Raw genomic sequence first — 19,043 nt, 5'->3', positions numbered from 1 at the left:
TGCCGAGCTAGTGCGCGAGCAAAACGGGAATTTTTGCCTCTGCCAACATGTGGCGCGTAAGGGCACCCAACACCATCTCGCGCAGGCGCGTGTGGCCGTACCCGCCCATAACAACGAGGCCGAAATGTCCGTTATTGAGTGCATCGAGCAGCGCTGTAGGAGAGAACTCCTCGCCTGGATTGACGCGCCTCGTACGGGCTTCGATGCCGCGTAGGACCAAACGCTCAACGAGTTCACGCGGATCGACACCGTCGCATTTTCCACCGGTCATGACGACGACATTGCCGCCGGCAGAGAGGATTGGCATAGTTTGGCCGATTGCACGGGCGGCTTCGATACTGCCGTTCCATAGGATAGCGATACTGCCAAGATCGAGAGCACGCTGACCTGCCGGAATGCACAGGACCGGTCGCCCTGTATCGAAGATCGCCGCCTCGACGACGGCGTCCTGTGCAGAACGTCCGGCGGCGCTTGGCTGCGCCACAACGATGAGATCGGCAAGGCGACCATATTGCGACATAGCGTTTTCGTAAGTGCCTTCGCCCAATCGCCAGGAAGCAGTCGGCTGGTCGCCAGACTGCGGGCCCGCACTCTCAGAAATATCGGCTCCTACCCGCAAGCCGTGCCGCGCTACCCAGCCATTGAATGTGCCGTGGGCGATATGCTGGCGCCGGTCGATATCCTGGCGGATGCCCGTGACGATGTCCGAGGTGCCGAGGCCGTTGAGGCCATCAATGAAACCGGCAAGGACGCGGTAGGGATCGAGGCGCGGATGCAGAACCTCTACGTGACTGTCGAAGAGGCGCGCATAGGCCAGCGCCGATTCCAGGACATCGGAATCCATCGCACCGCCCGTCACGACCGCCAGGATCAGACCTTTTTTCATACCCGCTCCGATACCCGTCCCGCCCGATCCGGGCGGCACGATAGGTGATCTTAGCGGCCATGACGGTCGTGAATTTTGATTTAGGTCAGGCGAATGGGTCTCTGAAGTACAGGAAATCCATAATCCAGATTTCCTAGGGCCTGCCCGGGCTCACCGGGCGTCGCCGGGTTCGTCGTCGAATAGAATGCGCTGCGCTGCACCATCAAGGTCGTCGAATTGGCCGGAACGCATGCACCAGAGGAATCCGAAAAGTCCGAGCCCGCCAAGGAACAGGGCGATCGGAATGAGAAAGAGGAGAACCGTCATGCCTGCCCCGCTGGCGTCTGCCCTACCCCCGGGCGGACACGGCCGACGCGCAGGGAGTTGAGGACCACAATAATGGAAGAACTGGACATTGCCACCGCCGCAATCAAGGGGGTGACAAGACCGACGATGGCCAGTGGAACCGCCGCCAGATTGTAGATGAGCGAAATAATCAGATTCTGCCGCACGAGGCGATCCGCGGCTTTGGCCGTCTGCCAGGCCGTGACGAGCGGACCCAGGCGGTCCCCCTGGAAGACGAGATCGGCGGCGTTCTGCGCAATCTCGGCACCGCTGGCGGGCGCCATAGAGACCGAGGCCGCCCGCAACGCCGGCGCATCGTTGATGCCGTCGCCGATCATGAGGACGTGTTTGCCCTCGGCCCGCAATTCCTCAAGCCGGCGCACCTTGTCGGCAGGCATCTGCTGGGCGTGCCATTCGGTAACGCCGACAGCATCCGCGCAATCGGCAACGGTCGGCATGCGATCACCCGACCAGATTTCGACCGGCCCGATCTGACGCAGTGCGGCGATTGTTTCGGCCGCATCTGGCCGCAGCGGATCGACGAATTCGAAACGTGTCGCCTGCCCCGAGGGGTCGCGCAGATAAAGCGTCATGACGGAAGAGCCGTCATCTGCCTGACCGGTGAAGCGGGTGCTGCCGAGGCGCCAGGTTCCGTCCGGACCGTCCCATTCGAGCCCTTGCCCCGGCACTTCGCGCACATTGTCGAGCTTCATGACGAGCCCCGCCGCGCGGCGCAAGGCGGCCGCCAGGGGATGCCGGCTGGAGCTGGCGATTGCCGCCGCCTTGGCAAGGCGCTGCGGGTCGGAGCAGGCGCTGAGCGTCGGCCGGCCGATCGTCAACGTGCCGGTCTTGTCGAGCAGGATGTGGTCGACCTGGCGCAGCCGCTCCAACGCGTCAGCCGATTTGAGGAGAATGCCCGCTTTTAACAATCCCTGACTGGCCACCACCTGTACCGCGGGGACGGCCAGCGCCAATGCGCACGGACAGGTGATGATAAGGACGGCAATGGCGATGAGCAGGCCCTGTTGCCAAGCCATGCCGCCGATGAAGACCCAGCAGAGGAAGGTGGTGAGCGCCGTCAGATGCACGACTGGCGAATAATAGAGGGCCACCCGCTCGGCGATGCGCACGAAGCGGCCGCGGCGTGCCTCGGCCGCCTCCATCAAGCGGATGATGTCGGCGAGGAGAGTCGATTCCCCCACCTTTTCGACGAGGATGGTGAGCGGCGCGTCGATGTTGAGCGTCCCGGCAAAGACCTCGGTGCCGAGACTCGCCTCGACAGGCAGGGATTCGCCGGAGATCACCTGCAGGTCCATGCGGCTGCTGCCGGAGAGGATCTTGCCGTCGGCCGGCACGCGCGCGCCGGCGACGACGAGGACGCGCTGGCCAACCTGCAGCTGGCGCGGCTGCACGTCGCGCAAGGATCCGTCCACCTCGATGACGGTTGCCGCTTCGGCATTGAGCGCCAGCAATTGTTCGGCCGTGGCGCGCGCGGCGCGGCGGGCGCGGTGATCGAGATAGCGGCCGATCAGCAGGAAGAACAACAAGGTGACGGCTGAGTCGAAATAAGCGTGCTGGCCGCCGGTGAAGGTCTCGTGCAGCGACAAGGAAGGTGCCAGGATGACGGCAAGCGAAATCGGCACGTCCATGTTGGTTCGCTTGACGCGCAAGGCCGACCAGGCGGAGGCGAAGAACGGCCGCCCGGCATAGGCGACGGCCGGAATGGCGATCAGCGCCGAAACCCAATGCAGCAGATCGCGCGTCCAGGGATCGGCACCGAGCCAGACCGAAACCGACAGCAACATGATGTTGCCGGCAGCGAACCCAGCGACCGCCAGACAGCGCAGCAGGCGCTTGACCTCGGCCTCGTCCTTGCCGACGAGGCAACCGGGATCGAGCGGCACCAGCCGATAGCCCAGGGCCTGGACGCCGGCAACGAGAGTTTCAGGCCGGCACTGATCCTTGGTCCAGCGCACATGCAGGCGGCGCGTGGTGAGCGAGACCCGGGCGCTGATGACGCCTTCCTGCTGCAACAGATATTGTTCGATGAGCCAGACACAGGCCCCGCAATGCAGGCCGTCGATCATCAGCGTCAGCTCGGCAGTGGAATCGTCAACCGCCTGCACCCAGGCGCCGAGATCACCTACATGCTGGGCATCCTCTGGACGCGGCTTGCGCTGCTGTGCGTCCAAAATGCGGCGCTGGTAGTAGGCGCCGAGCCCCATATTGCCGATCAACTGATGTGCGGCCTCGCAGCCGCTGCAGCAATAGGCAGACGCCCCCACATTCTCGCCGCCGCAATGCAGACACCTGGGAGTCGGTGCGGCGTCCGAGTGGGCGACGGGTTGCGTCATTTCAGGAAGATCCGTTGCACCTGCTGCCAGGTCACATCGCCACGGCTCGCCTGCAGGCGCAGTTCCCAATTGCCAAGCGCCTTGGGGGCAATGTCCGCGCGATAAAGGCCACCCCCGATGTCGGTCAGGGCGACAGTCTCGTCCATGCCAGCATTGGTCGGGCGTACGAGATAGGCCTCAACCTTCAACTCCGTCACCGGCTGACCGGTACGGTCGGTAATGGCGACGTTCAAGCGACGGTTGCCGTTCTCGCCGGCGACCACGCTGGATTCGGCGTGCCAGCCGGTCTCGGCATTGGCAGCGGCGGCGACGAGGGCCTGATTGTAGTGGATGCCTTTTTCATAGGCGTTATCAGTCTCGAGGCCACTGAAGCTGCTGACTGCCGTGTAGATGAGGACGCCATTGACGGCGATCACCACCAGGAATCCGAATACGAAGATCGCAGGTATCCAGAGCGAGCGACGAACCGGCGCTGAACCGGTGCCAAGCCTATTTGGCGGGACCGCGGAAGATGGCGTCATGGCTGCTTGTCTCATGGGTTGTCTGATCTTCAATCATGACATGGATTGGCGTCGATTCATCGTGCAAATCCTTTGCGGCAGCATGCAGCAGCAGGCGGAAGGTGCCGACCGTGTCACCCGGAACAGTCACGATATTGTCGTCGTCGCCGATGACCTTGATGCGTAGACCGTCGATACCGGTCACGGTGATCGAATAGTCGCCAGGCTGGCGGATCATGTTGAGGATCTTGATGCTGTAACCGTTCTGGATGTCGCCGTTCTTCAGGCGGACGAAGAGCGGCGAGCGGTCAGCCTGGAGCGATACGTCGAGGCGGGAGCGCAGGCTGAGCGACAGAACCATCGCAGCGCCGATGAGCGTGATGACGATCGCATAGAAAACCGTGCGAGCGCGGACAAAGCGATGCTGGGTCGGTTGCCCGGCCGAGCGCTGGACCTGATTGTAGATCGAATCGTAGGTGATGAGATCGAGCGGGCGGCCGACCTTCTCCATGATGCCGTTGCAGGCATCAATGCAAAGGCCGCAGCCGATGCAGGCCAATTGCTGGCCGTTGCGGATGTCGACACCGGTCGGGCAGACATGGTGGCAGAGACCGCAATCGACGCAATCGCCGAGCTTGCTGCCGTCGGCGGCAATCGCTTTGGCCTTGCCGCGCGGCTCGCCGCGCCATTCTTCATAGGTCACGAGCATGGTGCGCTCGTCGAACATGGCGGACTGGAAGCGCGGCCAAGGGCACATATAGATGCAGACTTGCTCGCGCGCCCAACCGGCCAGCAGGTAGGTCGTCGCAGTGAAGAGCGCGATAAAGCCGTACTGGGTAGGCGTGGCGCTCAACGTCACGAAATTGCGTAGGAGGGTCGGCGCATCGTCGAAATACATCGCCCAGGCACCGCCCGTCAGCAAGGCGATGAGCAACCACACCCCGTGCTTGGCCAGCTTCAGACCGATTTTGCGCACGCTCATCGGTTCCTTGTCGAGCTTCATGCGCTTGTTGCGATCGCCTTCGATCCAGCGCTCCACCCACAGGAAGAGATCAGTCCAGACCGTCTGCGGGCAAGTGAAGCCACACCAGACGCGCCCCAACAAGGCCGTCGCCAGGAACAGGCCGAACGCACCCAGCATCAAAAGGCCGGCGAGGTAATAGACTTCCTGCGGCCAGATTTCGATCCAGAAGAAATAGGCCCGGCGACCGGGCAGGTCGATCAGCAGCGCTTGATCGGGCACACCGGCGCCCCGATTCCAGCGCAGCCAGGGCGCCAGATAATAGAGGCCGAGCAGGACGCACAGAGCCACCCACTTGATCATCCGGAAGCGGCCGAAGACACGCTGTGGGTAGATCTTTTCGTGGGCGGCGTAGAGGCTCTTGGGCTGAGCCCCCTTCTGTACGTCCTGCGCGGTCATTTACTTCATATTCCAATCTTGACCAGGGTTAGGTGGCTATTGGCCACCGCCCAGGCTGTGCACATAAACAGTTACCATCTTGATCAGATCGTCGTTGAGGCGACCCTGCCACGCCGGCATGACACCATGCCGCGGGTTGGTCACCTGCGCGACGAAGGCCGCCTTGTCGCCGGTAAACTGCCAGATGTTGGCGGTAAGCGACGGCGCGCCCATGTCCTTGTTGCCGGCACCGGTTTCACCGTGGCAGGCGACGCAGTTTTCCGCGAAGACCTTGGCACCGCGTTCCTTGGCCGCCGCGTCGGCTTCGCCGCCGCTGAGGCTCACGACATATTCGGCAACGTCGTTGATCGCCGCCGCATCGAGAATGGCATCGGCACCAAAGCGCGGCATCTGCGACTGGCGCGCCTCGGCATCCTCGGACCGGATACCGTGGCGAACGGTCTGTTCGATGTCGGCGAGTTGACCGCCCCAGAGCCAATTGTCGTCGGCAAGGACCGGGAAACCCTTCTGGCCCTGGCCGCCGACGCCGTGGCACTGCGCACAATTCTCGTTGAAGACGGCCTTGCCGCCGGCCAGAGAGAATTCAAGCAGTTGCGGATCCTTTTCGATGTCCGCGACGCTCATCTGCGCGATGCGATCGGTGAACTGCTTCTTAGCTTCGGCCGCTGCCGCCGCCTCGGTGTAATAGTCGGCATGGGAGTTATAGCCGAGAATACCCTTGGTGTAGGAGCTGAGGCTCGGCCAAGCCGGATAAAAGACCGTGTAGCCGAGGCCGTAGATCACGGTCGCATAGAGCACCAGCAGCCACCAGCGCGGCAGCGGGTTGTTGAGCTCCTTAATGCCATCCCACTCGTGACCGGTGGTCTGAACGCCCGTGGCGTCATCGCGTTCGATTTCAGCCATGATTGTTCATCTCCTCTTCACGAAACGGAATCTGGGCGCAATCGGTGAAGTAGTCCTTGTTGCGCCGCCGGTAGGCGTGGAAACAGATGGCGCCGAAAATGATCAGCAACCAGACGACCCAGAGCTCACGCGCGAGCGTGGAAAGTTCATGCATGCTCATCACTGGCCTCCCTCCGCCTGCTTGCCGAGCTCGGGACGATAGGTGGTGAAATCCACCATGCGGCCCAGCGACTGCAGATAGGCGACAAGAGCGTCCATCTTGGTGATCCGAGCCGGATCGCCGTCGAGATCGCCGACCACCGCCTTCGGATAGCGCTGCAGCAGGCCCGACGTATCGGCATCGGGCGTCGCCTGGGCGGCAAGATCGGCCGCCGCGTCGGAGATCATCTCATCGGTGTAGGGCACGCCGACGATGCGCAACGTCTTCAGATGCTCGGCGACATCGGGCATCTCCAACGCTTCCTTCGCCAGATGGGCATAGGTCGGCATGATCGACTCCGGCACCACCGAGCGCGGATCGATGAGATGGGCTGCCTGCCAGTCGTTCGAATACTTGCCGCCGACGCGTGCAAGATCGGGACCGGTGCGCTTCGACCCCCATTGGAACGGATGGTCGTAGATGCTTTCGGCAGCGAGGCTGTAATGACCATAGCGCTCGACTTCATCGCGGAAGGGTCGCACCTGCTGGCTGTGGCAGTTGTAACAGCCTTCCGAGATGTAGATGTTGCGCCCGGCGAGTTCGAGCGGGCTCAAGGGGCGGACGCCCTCGACCTTCTCGATGGTCTCGCCGATGGTAAACAGCGGAACGATTTCCACCAGGCCGCCGATCGCCACCGTCAGCAGGATGCCGACCAGCAGGATGATGGAGTTGGTTTCGAACTTTTCGTGTTTGATCATGACAAGTTCTTTCCAGTTCAAGCGCGGGCCGGGACGGGAGCGACGGCACCGATGCCGCGTTCCTGACGCAGGTCGCCACGGATCGTCCGGATCAGGTTGTACGCCATGATGAGCGAACCGATCAGGAAGAGGACGCCGCCGAAGCCACGCACCACATAGTAGGGGTGCATCGCGGCAACCGTTTCGACGAACGAGTATTGCAGGAAGCCGAGGCTGTCATAGGCGCGCCACATCAGGCCCTGCATGATGCCCGAGATCCACATCGAAACGATGTAGAGCACGATGCCGAAGGTGGCGATCCAGAAATGCCACTCGACAAGGCGCAGCGAATAGAGACGCTGACGCTTCCACAGTGCCGGGACCAGGTAGTACATCGCGCCGAAGCTGACGAAGGCAACCCAACCCAAGGCACCCGAATGGACGTGACCGATGGTCCAGTCGGTATAGTGGCTGAGCGAGTTCACGGCCTTGATCGACATGACCGGACCTTCGAAGGTCGACATGCCGTAGAAGCCGACCGATGTCACCAGGAAGCGCAGGATCGGATCGGTCCTGAGCTTGTCCCAGGCACCCGACAGCGTCATCAGGCCGTTGATCATGCCGCCCCAGCTGGGCATCCACAGCATGACCGAGAACACCATGCCGAGCGACTGCGTCCAGTCAGGAAGGGCTGTGTAGTGCAGATGGTGCGGACCGGCCCAGATGTACAGGAAGATCAGCGACCAGAAGTGCACGATGGAGAGGCGGTAGGAATAGACCGGGCGACCGGCCTGCTTCGGCACGAAATAGTACATGATGCCGAGGAAGCCCGCGGTCAGGAAGAAGCCGACCGCATTGTGGCCGTACCACCATTGCAGCATCGCGTCCTGGACACCCGAGAACAGGGAATAGCTCTTGGTGCCGAAGAACGACACCGGAACGGCCAGGTTGCGACCGATATGCAGCATCGCCACGGTGACGATGAAAGCAAGGTAGAACCAGTTCGCTACGTAGATGTGCGGCTCTTTGCGCTTCATCAGCGTGCCGAGGAAGATCAGAAGATAGACCACCCAGACGATCGTCAGCCACAGATCGACATACCATTCCGGTTCGGCGTACTCCATGCTCTCGGTAATGCCGAGAACATAACCGGAAGCTGCCAGCACGATGAACAGCTGGTAGCCCCAGAACAGGAACTCCGCCAACAGCGGACCGCCGAACAGCGACGCCCGGCAGGTACGCTGCACGACATAGAGACTGGTCGCGAACAGCACGTTACCGCCGAAGGCGAAGATCACCGCCGATGTGTGCAGCGGGCGCAGGCGACCGAACGAGGTCCATTCAAGGCCCAGGTTGAGAGCCGGGAAGGCCAGCTGGAAGGCGATGACGACGCCAACCAGAAAGCCCACCACGCCCCAGAAGAGCGAAGCCAAGGTGAACATACGAACGACCCGTTCGTTGTACGATGGCATGACGTCTGCCCGAGAGAGTGCCATGGGATTTTCCTTCAGATAATCAATGCTGCGACGGATACAGCAGAGCGATGATGCGGAACAGCAGGAGGATCGCGAAAACCGCCAGCAGGCCGCCGAACAAGGCAAAGCCACCGGTTACGGAGCGCGAAAATAGAAAGACCCCCAGCAAGGCAATGATGCTGAGGAAAACCACCGCGACAATGCCGGCACCGTGGCCGGCCTGTTCGGCATCCGCTGTTGGCAGCGAGCTAGCGTTTTCAGTCATTTTTTGTCTCCACCAGATCCCGATATGCATGCCAGCTCGCATGCCCGATCAAGGGCATGGTCACCGCCAATCCAATACAAAAGGTCGCAATTCCAGCAACCGTGAACAAAACAATGAGCGCGCCCCAGCCGATGAGGACACGCCAGTTGACGAAAGTCGCACAGATCGACGTCGTGATCGCACGGAGCGTTCCACAGTCACGCTCCATCAGCATCGGAAAGGCAACGACTCCGATGGCGAACGCGGTGATGGCCAGGACACCGCCCGTCGCGGTGCCGACCAGCAGAAACGGAATGCCGTCGGTCGAAAAGAGAACGGCCCCGACGAAATGCTCCCAGCTGGCGAGCTCGATATTGAAAAATCCGGCATAGATCAGCATCGCCAGACGTTCCCAGGCAAGATGCAGGAACATCATGATAAGGCCCATCGTGAAGAGCTGCCCAGCATGGGGGCGCCACGACAGGGCGATATCGACGACGTTGAGCGGCAGACCTTTTTCGAGTCGCCGGCTGATTTCGTAGAAGGCCACCCCCAGCAGGGGCGCCATGAAGAAGAAGCCTGCTGCCAGCGGAAAGGCATAGGGGCGGAAATCGCTTTGCCAGAAACCGAACACCAGCAGAGCACTTATCAGGGCAATACCAATTCCGAAAACGAGGCTCACGGAGCCCGCCCGGCTGAAATCCTGCCAGCCTTTCAATAGCCAACGCCACGGCTGCTCGACATTCACCTGATTGACTGGCAATTCCAGGTCAATCCCGATGATCGAGGTGTAGCGCATGCCTTCTGGGTCGCGCGGTGCGTTGGATCTAGCCATGTCCCATCTCATGATTGATTCCCCCCGTTTCCAATCAGGAAAACCTCGATTGGTTAAACGATGATGAATCAATCCCTTCCCCTATGCAAACTAGCGCGCTGCGAAGCAAGGATTTTTGATCCAGATCAAGGCGCCAATTGGCATTCGGGGACCTTAAATGCGAATATTGACTGGATAACAATCTGCTAGATGGTCGCAGGCAGCATGCTGGAACTGGCTCAGGGGCTCGGCGCCCATTGCCTCGTCGTCGTTTCGACGCACGGTTCCCTGGTTCTGGCCATGTTTTTGGCGGGACTCGTGGGGAGCTTGACCCATTGCGCCGGTATGTGCGGCCCCCTGGTCGCGGCCCAGTCGTTGGAACGGGCGGCCAGACGTGGTCCGGCCGAAGGAGCGGCTTGGCGACGGCTGGCAGGGGGCGCCCTTGTCCCCTATCAGCTTGGCCGCACCACAACTTACATGGGATTGGGCGCCTTGGCGTCGCTGCCGGTGACGGCGGGCGACCGGCTGTTTTCGGCGAGCTGGCTGCCCCCGCTGCTTCTCTGGATCGCTGCCGGTTTCTTCCTGTGGCAAGGCCTGAAGAAGCTCGAGGCGATCCCAGCCGGGTTGGCGGCCGTCCTTTCCCAACCTGCGACATCGGGTCCCACTGGCCAGTTGCTGGCCCCATTCCGCCGCGCCGTCGGATCGCTGATGCAGCAGCCGACCAAGTTCCACGGCTACGCGCTGGGCGTGCTGCTGGGTTTCCTCCCCTGCGGCCTGCTTTATGGCGCCATTGTTGCCGCCGCCGCGACCGGAGATCCGGTTGCGGCAGCTTTTGCCATGCTGGCATTCGCTGCCGGCACGTTTCCGCTCTCCTGGGCGATCGGCTATGGCAGCAGGCTTGCCACCCAGCGCTTTCGCGCAACACTAAAGGTGCCGCTCGGCATGCTGATGATCTTCAATGCCGTTCTGCTGGCGGCGCTCAGCCTGCCACTTCTCTGAAAATCCTTGAATTTGTTACAGAGAGGGCCATGTCGGTGTTAAGAATGCGCGCCTAACGCATTCAAGACACGGGCAACACCAGGACGGCAACACCAGGGGAGACGAGATGCTTGCAATCGATGTGATGACGCCCGCGGTAGTGACCGCGACACCGGATACGACCATCCCGGAGCTCTGTCGCCTGATGTTGCAATCGCGCATCAGCGCGCTGCCCGTGTTGGATTCTGCGGGAAAAATCGTCGGCATCATTACCGAGGGCGATCTGCTGCGCCGCGTCGAAAGCGGCACGGACAAGAAGCGGGCTGCCTGGGTTGAGCTTTTCGTGAGCAACAGCCAATTGGCGGCGGAATATGTCAAGGCGCATGGGCGCAGGGCCAAGGACATCATGTCGACCCATATTGTCGCCGTGAATGAAAGCACGCCCTTGCGCGAGATCGCTGACTTGTTTGAGCGCCACAGCATCAAGCGCGTGCCCGTCGTGCGCGAAAACCGACTGGTCGGCATGGTGAGCCGAGCCAATTTGCTTCAGGCCCTGGTCGCCATGATCGAGGCCAAAGGAGAGCCGGCCGCGCCCAAGGACGACGCAGCCATCCGCGCCGTCCTGGTGAAGGAATTCAGCGACAAGTCTTGGCGACCCAGCAATGTCATCGTGCGGCAGGGCATCGCCCATCTGTGGGGCGAGATAACATCAGATGAGGAGAGGGCAGCCATGCGCGTTGCTGCCGAAAATACGCCCGGGGTCAAAGGTGTAAAGGACCACACCAATTACCCAGTCGTCTGGCCGCCTTTCGCCTGAGGCTATTGTCATGCCCCTGAAGATCACGTTCCTCGGCGGTGCCGGCACCGTTACCGGATCGAAATATCTGCTGAGCTCCGGCGAGCGCAAGATATTGGTGGATTGCGGCCTGTTTCAGGGCCTGAAGCAGTTGCGCCTGCGCAACTGGGCGAAATTTCCCATCCCGCCCAGCTCGATCAGCGCTGTCATCCTGACCCATGCCCATCTCGATCATTCCGGCTATCTGCCGGCGCTGGTGCGGGACGGCTTTTCGGGACCTATCTATGCTTCGCATGGTACGGAAGAGGTCTGCGGCATCATCCTGCCGGACAGCGGCATGTTGCAGGAACGGGATGCCGAGTTCGCCAACAAGCACCGCTTTTCCAAGCATAGCCCTGCCCTGCCGCTCTATACAGCGGATGACGCGCATAAAGCGCTGGAGCAAATCCATTCATTGCCAATCGGTGAGCGGCGCGAGATCGCACCGCACCTAGCTGTCACACTGCGCCGTGGCGGCCATATATTGGGTGCGTCGATCGTCGAGTTGGAGTTCGAAGGCCACAAGATCGTCTTTTCAGGCGACCTCGGCCAATTCGGCGACCCCATGATGGTCGACCCGACACTGGTCAGCGACGCCGATTACCTGCTGGTGGAATCGACCTACGGCAACCGCAAGCATGAGCAGCTCGATCCGGAAGCAGTCCTGCTGCGCATCGTGAAGGAAACGGTTGAGCATGGCGGCACCATTGTCGTCCCCGCCTTCGCCGTAGGCCGGGCGCAGACCCTTCTCTACCATCTCAACCGTCTGCGCCGTTCCGGCCGTCTGGGGCAAGTGCCTGTCTTCCTGGACAGCCCGATGGCGACCGATGCCACCGAGTTGCTGACGGCGCATCCTGAAGACCACCGCTTGTCGGCCGAAGAATGCCGCGCCGCCTTCAGCATCGCACGGATCGTTCGTCATCCAGAGGAGTCGAAGGCTCTGACTGCTGATCCCATGCCCAAGATCATCATTTCAGCGAGCGGCATGGCCACCGGTGGGCGCGTCCTCCATCACATCAAGCACTATATCGGCGATCCCAAGAACACGATCCTCTTTGCCGGCTTCCAGGCGGCTGGTACACGCGGTGCCGACCTGCTGGCTGGCGCCACGAGCATAAAGATCCACGGTGCATATTATCCGGTGAAGGCGCGCATCGAAAACCTGTCCATGCTGTCGGCCCATGCCGACGCGGACGGGATCATGCGTTGGCTGAGGGGATTCCAGCGCCCCCCGAAGACGACTTTCGTTACTCACGGCGAACCGAGTGCCTCCGATGCGCTCCGCCGCCGTATCGAGGAGGAACTGCATTGGTCCTGTGTCGTTCCCGAGCACATGCAGCGCGTGACGCTCGCCTGAACAACTGATTTACATCAAGGCGCAATGGCGCGAGACTTCCTATTCCTTCCCTCGAACGAAGGAGGGGCCGAATGGCCAAGGACAATCTGCCCATACTCGACAAGAGTGTCGAGGACGTGCATTTGTGGCTGAATTCCCTGATGCGCCATTTGAGTGGGCGCGACCGGGTACAAGCGTTCCATCTGCTGAAAGCGGTGCTTCACGCCTTGCGCGATCGGATCGGCCCTGAGAATGCGGTCCATTTCTCAGCGCAGCTGCCGCTGATCATCCGCGGGCTGTTCTTTGAAGGCTGGAAAATGAGCGCGCCGGCCAGTCATGAACGGCATGTGGCTGACTTTCTTGAGCATGTTGGCCGGGAACTCGACCAGGACCATCGCCTGGACCTGGAGGCGAGCGTCCGAGCCGTGTTTGCGGTCATCTGGGAACGGGTCGATCAAGGTGAAGTCGCTAAACTGATGCGCATATTCCCGGTGGAACTGCGCGTTCTGTGGCAAAGCGAAGCGGTGAGCGCCAGAATAGCCAAAGGTTGAGATCCGCTGCGGCGGCCTGTCGCAATACGTAGGACCCCTTAGGTAGCTTCCCTGACTTCTCGGGGACGGCGCATATTAACTATTCTTCCCCTGCCCGCCGCATCCTGCGGGCTTGCTGCCAAAGGGGAGGAAAGTCGATGCCGACCGCCGTAGCCGTGCCCGCCAATACCGCCATTGCCGGCCAAGTGCTGGCGCATCAGCATCTGCAGGGCAACTCGGTCGCAAGCTTCACAGCGCAGATCGCCGTTCCGCAGGCTCTGCCGACATTGTTGGCGCGGGGTCTGACACCGCAGGACATGCTGCGGGTGAATGCCGCGCGGCCCACCTTCCTGACCTTGGAACCAGGCGAATCGCTTTATTATCAGGGCGACGATTGCCACAATATCTATCTGCTCCTCGACGGCTGGGCCTTCCGCCACCAGATACTGGAGGACGGTCGTCGCCAGATTCTCGATTTCGCCTTGCCCGGCGTCGTGTTCGGACTGCCCGGCAGCGGCGTCATGGCGCACAGCCTGGAGACCCTGACCGGTTGCACCTTCAGCGTCTTTACCCGTGAGCGCCTTTTCGACTTGATGCGCGATGTGCCGGCGTTGGGCGTCCGGCTTCTCGAAATCATGGCCGATGCCGAATCGCGCGCTTTTGAGCACCTGACCAGTGTCGGTCGCCGCACCGCCAAGGAACGCGTGGCTCATCTCCTCCTTGAACTCGTCATGCGGGCTCAGGGTCCAGGTTCGTCACTGCGTGAAAATTCGATGACTCTGCCACTAATGCTGCCACACATTGCCGATGCGCTGGGTCTTACGAGTGAGACCGTATGCCGGGCGCTGTCGGCGATGCGCAAGGAGCGAATCGCGACGCTGCGCGGTCAAAAGCTCGATGTCTTGGACTTCAAGCGCCTGGCCACAGCGGCGGGCGTCGACCTCGGCCAGGGAAAGCGTGGATCAGCAGGGCGAGCCGCCTTGCGCGTCGCCTGACACGGCCATTCTGCTATCCTTTCCTCCAGAACGAAGTGGCAATGCCTTCATTGCCACTTCGTCATTTGTTGGCAACATGTCGCCGACATGATCGCCGACGACGAGAGGGAGATATTTCTTGACCATACGGAATCTTGACAAGTTGTTCCGGCCGCGCTCGGTCGCGGTCATCGGCGCCAGCGACACTCAAGGCGCGCTTGGCCGCGTTGTCGCCCGCAACATGTTGCAGGACGGGTTTCACGGTGAGATCAGCTTCATCAATCCGAAATATAAGAGTGTCCTGGGTCGTCCCTGCGTCGCAGACCTGAAGCAGCTTTCCCGGGTACCTGACTTGGCCGTCATCGCAACCCCTGCCGCAACCGTGCCGGGCCTTATTGAGGAACTCGCCGAGTTTGGAACGCGCGCCGCCATCATCATCAGTGCCGGATTTGGCGGTGCCGACGGGGCCGCCATGAAGCAGCGCATGCGGCTTGCGGCAAAGCCGCACCTGTTGCGCATGATCGGGCCGAACTGCCTGGGCGTGCTGGCACCGGGGATCGGACTCAACGCCAGCTTTGCCCACATCAAGCCCAAGCCCGGATCGATCGCTCTTCTCGCCCAATCGGGTGCCATTCTCACGTCGGCGCTCGATTGGGCGGCCGCGCGTGGTATCGGTTTTTCGCATCTCGTCTCGATGGGCGAGATGCTGGATATCGATTTCGGCGACATGCTGGATTATCTGGCCGGCGATGCCGCGACCAAGGGCATCCTGATCTATGCCGAGGCAATCACCAACGCCCGCAAATTCGCGTCCGCCGCGCGGCGCGCCGCGCGCCTGAAGCCGGTTGTAATAATCAAATCCGGTCGACACGAAGAGACCGCCAAGGCCGTCGCCTCGCATACCGGCGCCCTGGCCGGTGCCGACGCGGTCTATGACGCGGTGTTCCGCCGCGTCGGACTGGTGCGTGTCGACGAACTTGGTGAGTTGTTCGAGGCGATGGAGACGTTGGCCTTGATGGGCCCGGCGAGCGGCGAGCGGCTGACCATCGTCACCAATGGCGGCGGCGCTGGCATCCTGGCCGCCGACGCCTTGGTCGGCCAAGGCGGTCATCTCTCACCACTCGATCCAGCTGTCATCGAGCGCCTCGACACTATCTTGCCCAAGGGGTGGTCGCGGCAGAATCCGGTCGATATCATCGGCGATGCCAATCCCGAACGCTATCGGGCGACAATCGATATCCTGGCAGGTGACGACAAATCGGACGCCTTGCTGGTACTGAACAGCCCCACCGCCCTGACTTCGAGCGATGAAGCCGCCGAAGCCGTCATTGCGGGTCTCGGTGGCCGCAAGAAAGCAGTCCTCGCCTCGTGGATCGGCGACCAGACATCCCGACCGGCCCGCGCCAAATTCGCCGCCAATGGGATCCCCAGCTATTTGACGCCAGAACAGGCGGTGCGCGCCTTCCGGTACATGGTTACCTATCGGCAGAATCAGATCAAGCTGATGGAAACGCCACCATCGCTGCCGGCCAACTTCGCTCCCGACCGCGCGACGGCGCGCGGCATTATCGACGCCGCCATCAAGGCAGGCCGCGATTTTCTGACGTCGCCCGAATCACTCGCGGTTCTTCGCGCCTATGGTGTCGACGCCGTAACCGATGTCACCGTGACGACGCCCGCGGAAGCACGGCGAGCGGCCGAGACAATGAGCGGTGCGCTGGTTCTTAAGATCCTGTCACCGGACATCACGCACAAGTCGGATATTGGTGGTGTGATTCTTGGCCTGATCGGTGCCGACGCGGTTGAGAAAGCGGCAACCGCAATGTTGGCGCGCGTCCAAACGGCCAGGCCGAATGCCCGCATCGACGGCTTCACCCTGTCACCCATGATCGACCGGCAGGCGGGCCAAGAACTGATCGTCGGCGCTGTCGTCGATGGCCAGTTCGGCCCGGTGATCCTTTTCGGGCAAGGTGGAACGGCCGTCGAAGTGACGGCCGATCGTGCCTTGGCATTGCCGCCGCTCAACCTCAAGCTTGCCCGCGACCTCATTGCCGAGACCCGCGTCCACAAGCTTCTGCTCGGCTATCGCGACCAGAAGCCTGCCGATCTTGACGCCATCGCACTCAACATTGTCCGAGTGGCGCAGTTGATCATGGACTTTGCGGAGATCACCGAACTCGACATCAATCCGCTCCTCGCCGGACCAGAGCGCGCCGTAGCACTTGACGCCCGCATCCGCGTGCGTCAGACGGATGCCACACCGGTCACGCGCCTGGCCATCAAGCCCTATCCGCGTGAACTGGAGGAGTTGATCACGCTGCACGACGGCACGCAGCTTATGCTGCGCCCGATCCGACCCGAAGACGAACCGGCAATGATCGAGGCATTCCGACATCTTTCGTCGGATAGCGTCGAAATGCGCTTCTTCCGTCCGGTGGCGAGCCCCACCCATCAAATGGTCGCCGGCCTTACCCAGATCGACTATGACCGCGAGATGGCCCTCGTTCTCACGACACTCGAAACGGCCTATGGCGGCATGCCGGACATCTATGCCGACGTGCGACTCCTCATGGATCCGGACCGGGTTACAGCCGAGTTCGCGATCATCGTGCGCGACGACATGGTGGGCCGCGGCATCGGTCGCTTGATGATGGAACGGATCGTCGCGTATGGACGCTCCATCGGGCTATCCAGCATTACCGGCTCGGTCCGCGCCGAGAACGCACAAATGCTGTCGATCTGCGCGCATCTCGGTTTCACTCGACACTTCGATCACGACAGTCCGGGGATCTTCCACGTGGTGAAAAACCTAGCTGATTCTGAGGGTGCCTAGCTCCAGTGCCATGCGCACAAGTTCAGGCAGGCTTTTCGCCTTCATCTTTTCCATGACGCGAGCGCGGTGAATCTCCACCGTGCGGATGCTGATATCGAGGGCGTGAGCGATGATCTTGTTGGCATCGCCCGCCACCAGCAGATCAAAGACCTCGCGTTCCCTGCTCGTCAGACTGTCGAGCCGCGCCTGCAGTTCGGCGCTGGCGGGGCGCAATCTCAATCTGTCCTGATGCTTGCGGATGGCGCTTGAGATCGCGCCGATAATGGCATCGTCGTTGAACGGCTTTTCGACAAAATCGGCAACACCGGCCTTCATCGCCGCGACCGCCAGAGGCACTTCGCCGTGGCCGGTCATGATGATGACGGGCGCATCGACACCGGCCTTGGTCAAGGCTGCGAACAATTCCATGCCGTCCATGCCGGGCATTCGGATATCGGTCACAATGCAATCCGGCGTCTTCTTACGCGCCCGGGCCAACGCCGGGTCAGCACTTGGGAACGCCTCGATGGTCAGGCCAGCAGATTCCAGCAAAATGGACAGGGAATCCCGCACCGCATCGTCATCATCCACAATGTAAACCAGAGTCATACCATCTTTCCGTCCATATCGCCGGCAATCGGCAATGCCACGTAGAAGGTGGCACCCCGCTTAGCATTTGGGCTCGCCCACAGGCGGCCGCCGTGAGAATCGATAATCGTCTTGCAGATGGATAGCCCCAAGCCCATGCCACGCTCCTTGGTCGTCACGAAGGGCTGGAAAAGCTGGGCCAATACCTTTGGCGCGAGTCCGGGACCGCTATCGCTAATCGAGATCTGCGCCGTATCCTCGCCGACGAGGCCGGTCGTGACGGTCAGATCACGCGGCAATGGATGCTCGCTCATCGCCTCAACGGCATTGCGAATGATGTTGAAAACAACTTGCTGAATCTGGACCTTGTCTATCAGAACAGGCATCGGATCGGTACCGAGCACCCAGCGTACGTTGATGCTGCTCTCCTTGGCGCCGACCAGGGCCAGCGCCGTCGCCTCTTCGACAACGTTGTTAAGTTCTTCGATCTGCCGTTCGACTTCGCCGCGCTGAATGAAACTGCGCAGATGGCGAATGATTTCGCCTGCCCGCGCCGCCTGCGCCACAGCTTTTTCCATGATCTCGGAGATCCGAGGTGAAACCGCCGTTTCCGACTGCAGCATGCGGCGGACTGCCTGCACGTAATTGACAATGGCCGCCAGCGGCTGATTGAGTTCATGCGCGAGGGTCGAGGCCATTTGCCCGACATCGCTGAGGCGCGATACATGAAGAAGCTCAAGCTGCAGTTCGTGCAGGCGGTTCTCGGTCAGCTGACGTTCCGACAGATCGCGCACGAAACCGGTGAAGTGACGTTTGCCGCCGATCATCGCCTCACCCACCGAAAGTTCGATGGGAAAAGCACTACCGTCCTTGCGTTGACCGACAACGATTCGCCCGATGCCGATGATGCGCCGCTCTCCTGTGTCGATATAGTTCCGGATGTAGGAATCGTGGCGTTCTTGGTACGGAGAGGGCATCAGGATACTGACGTTCTTGCCGATCGCTTCGGCCTGCTTGAAGCCGAACAGTCGTTCTGCCGCCGGGCTGAAGGATTCAATGATCCCGCGCTCATCGATCACCAAGATGGCATCGGGCGCCGTTTCCAGAATCGAGCGCAGACGCGCCTCGCGCTCGCGCAACATTTCATGCGTGACGGTACTTTCCGCGTCGTTCATGTCCCTGCCCTTCTCCCTA

At 61.4% G+C, this 19,043-nt stretch carries 19 protein-coding genes; 6 read left to right on the top strand and 13 right to left on the bottom strand.

The window, feature by feature from the left end:
- Positions 1-7: 7 nt before the first annotated feature.
- From ACE3PP_RS04705 to ACE3PP_RS04655, 11 genes are all read right to left on the bottom strand, one after another.
- Entirely contained in the window at positions 8-886 is an 879-nt protein-coding gene (locus ACE3PP_RS04705) for a universal stress protein (protein ID WP_374378442.1), read from the bottom strand.
- A gap of 150 nt (positions 887-1,036) precedes the next feature.
- Entirely contained in the window at positions 1,037-1,192 is a 156-nt protein-coding gene (ccoS, locus tag ACE3PP_RS04700; protein WP_374378439.1) for a cbb3-type cytochrome oxidase assembly protein CcoS, read from the bottom strand.
- Entirely contained in the window at positions 1,189-3,564 is a 2,376-nt protein-coding gene (locus ACE3PP_RS04695; RefSeq protein ID WP_374378437.1) for a heavy metal translocating P-type ATPase, read from the bottom strand. Before ACE3PP_RS04695 ends, ccoS begins: the two co-directional genes overlap by 4 nt.
- Positions 3,561-4,085 (bottom strand): FixH family protein, encoded by a 525-nt coding sequence (locus tag ACE3PP_RS04690; RefSeq protein WP_374378434.1) that lies wholly within the window; start codon positions 4,083-4,085, stop codon positions 3,561-3,563. The genes ACE3PP_RS04695 and ACE3PP_RS04690 overlap by 4 nt, the downstream gene beginning before the upstream one ends.
- Entirely contained in the window at positions 4,054-5,484 is a 1,431-nt protein-coding gene (ccoG, locus tag ACE3PP_RS04685) for a cytochrome c oxidase accessory protein CcoG (protein WP_374378432.1), read from the bottom strand. Before ccoG ends, ACE3PP_RS04690 begins: the two co-directional genes overlap by 32 nt.
- 36 nt (positions 5,485-5,520) lie before the next feature.
- Positions 5,521-6,387, bottom strand: a complete 867-nt coding sequence (gene ccoP, locus ACE3PP_RS04680; RefSeq protein WP_374378430.1) for a cytochrome-c oxidase, cbb3-type subunit III — start codon at positions 6,385-6,387, stop codon at positions 5,521-5,523.
- Complete coding sequence (locus tag ACE3PP_RS04675) at positions 6,380-6,547, bottom strand: cbb3-type cytochrome oxidase subunit 3 (RefSeq protein ID WP_374378428.1); 168 nt, start codon at positions 6,545-6,547, stop codon at positions 6,380-6,382. The genes ccoP and ACE3PP_RS04675 overlap by 8 nt, the downstream gene beginning before the upstream one ends.
- On the bottom strand, positions 6,547-7,284 hold the full coding sequence (gene ccoO / locus ACE3PP_RS04670) for a cytochrome-c oxidase, cbb3-type subunit II (RefSeq protein WP_374378426.1): 738 nt from the start codon (positions 7,282-7,284) through the stop codon (positions 6,547-6,549). Before ccoO ends, ACE3PP_RS04675 begins: the two co-directional genes overlap by 1 nt.
- Before the next feature lie 17 nt (positions 7,285-7,301).
- Positions 7,302-8,759 (bottom strand): cytochrome-c oxidase, cbb3-type subunit I, encoded by a 1,458-nt coding sequence (gene ccoN, locus ACE3PP_RS04665; protein ID WP_374378424.1) that lies wholly within the window; start codon positions 8,757-8,759, stop codon positions 7,302-7,304.
- Positions 8,760-8,778: 19 nt separating this feature from the next.
- Positions 8,779-9,003, bottom strand: coding sequence for a hypothetical protein (locus ACE3PP_RS04660; RefSeq protein ID WP_374378422.1), 225 nt, complete (start codon positions 9,001-9,003; stop codon positions 8,779-8,781).
- A complete protein-coding gene (locus tag ACE3PP_RS04655) occupies positions 8,996-9,889 on the bottom strand; it encodes a DUF2189 domain-containing protein (RefSeq protein ID WP_374378420.1) in 894 nt (297 codons plus the stop codon). The genes ACE3PP_RS04660 and ACE3PP_RS04655 overlap by 8 nt, the downstream gene beginning before the upstream one ends.
- Positions 9,890-10,006: 117 nt before the next feature.
- Here ACE3PP_RS04655 and ACE3PP_RS04650 point away from each other — a divergent pair, with 117 nt between their 5' ends.
- The 6 genes from ACE3PP_RS04650 (at position 10,007) to ACE3PP_RS04625 (ending at position 17,282) form a co-directional block, all read left to right on the top strand.
- Positions 10,007-10,795 (top strand): sulfite exporter TauE/SafE family protein, encoded by a 789-nt coding sequence (locus tag ACE3PP_RS04650; protein ID WP_374378418.1) that lies wholly within the window; start codon positions 10,007-10,009, stop codon positions 10,793-10,795.
- Positions 10,796-10,901: 106 nt separating this feature from the next.
- Positions 10,902-11,591 carry a CBS domain-containing protein gene (locus ACE3PP_RS04645; RefSeq protein ID WP_374378416.1) on the top strand — a complete coding sequence of 230 codons (690 nt, stop codon included), beginning with the start codon at positions 10,902-10,904 and terminating at the stop codon, positions 11,589-11,591.
- A gap of 10 nt (positions 11,592-11,601) precedes the next feature.
- Positions 11,602-12,966 (top strand): MBL fold metallo-hydrolase RNA specificity domain-containing protein, encoded by a 1,365-nt coding sequence (locus ACE3PP_RS04640; protein ID WP_374378414.1) that lies wholly within the window; start codon positions 11,602-11,604, stop codon positions 12,964-12,966.
- Positions 12,967-13,037: 71 nt separating this feature from the next.
- Positions 13,038-13,496: a DUF2267 domain-containing protein gene (locus tag ACE3PP_RS04635; RefSeq protein ID WP_374378412.1), complete on the top strand. Its 459-nt coding sequence runs from the start codon at positions 13,038-13,040 to the stop codon at positions 13,494-13,496.
- A 137-nt stretch (positions 13,497-13,633) separates the two neighbouring features.
- A complete protein-coding gene (locus ACE3PP_RS04630) occupies positions 13,634-14,470 on the top strand; it encodes a Crp/Fnr family transcriptional regulator (RefSeq protein ID WP_374378410.1) in 837 nt (278 codons plus the stop codon).
- A gap of 118 nt (positions 14,471-14,588) precedes the next feature.
- On the top strand, positions 14,589-17,282 hold the full coding sequence (locus tag ACE3PP_RS04625) for a GNAT family N-acetyltransferase (protein WP_374378408.1): 2,694 nt from the start codon (positions 14,589-14,591) through the stop codon (positions 17,280-17,282).
- Here ACE3PP_RS04625 and ACE3PP_RS04620 read toward each other — a convergent pair.
- Both ACE3PP_RS04620 and ACE3PP_RS04615 read right to left on the bottom strand, forming a co-directional pair.
- The gene (locus ACE3PP_RS04620) at positions 17,259-17,870 is read right to left on the bottom strand and encodes a response regulator transcription factor (protein WP_374378406.1); all 612 of its coding nucleotides are present in this window, start codon (positions 17,868-17,870) and stop codon (positions 17,259-17,261) included. The two genes, ACE3PP_RS04625 and ACE3PP_RS04620, sit on opposite strands and share 24 nt — an antisense overlap.
- Positions 17,867-19,024, bottom strand: a complete 1,158-nt coding sequence (locus tag ACE3PP_RS04615; RefSeq protein WP_374378404.1) for a nitrogen regulation protein NR(II) — start codon at positions 19,022-19,024, stop codon at positions 17,867-17,869. Before ACE3PP_RS04615 ends, ACE3PP_RS04620 begins: the two co-directional genes overlap by 4 nt.
- Between the last annotated feature and the right edge of the window lie 19 nt (positions 19,025-19,043).

Origin of the sequence: Dongia sp. (assembly GCF_041910485.1) — a bacterium.
Lineage (GTDB): Bacteria > Pseudomonadota > Alphaproteobacteria > Dongiales > Dongiaceae > Dongia.
The sequence above is the reverse complement of the archived record's forward strand: the minus strand, read 5'-3'. Positions and strand labels throughout refer to the sequence as shown.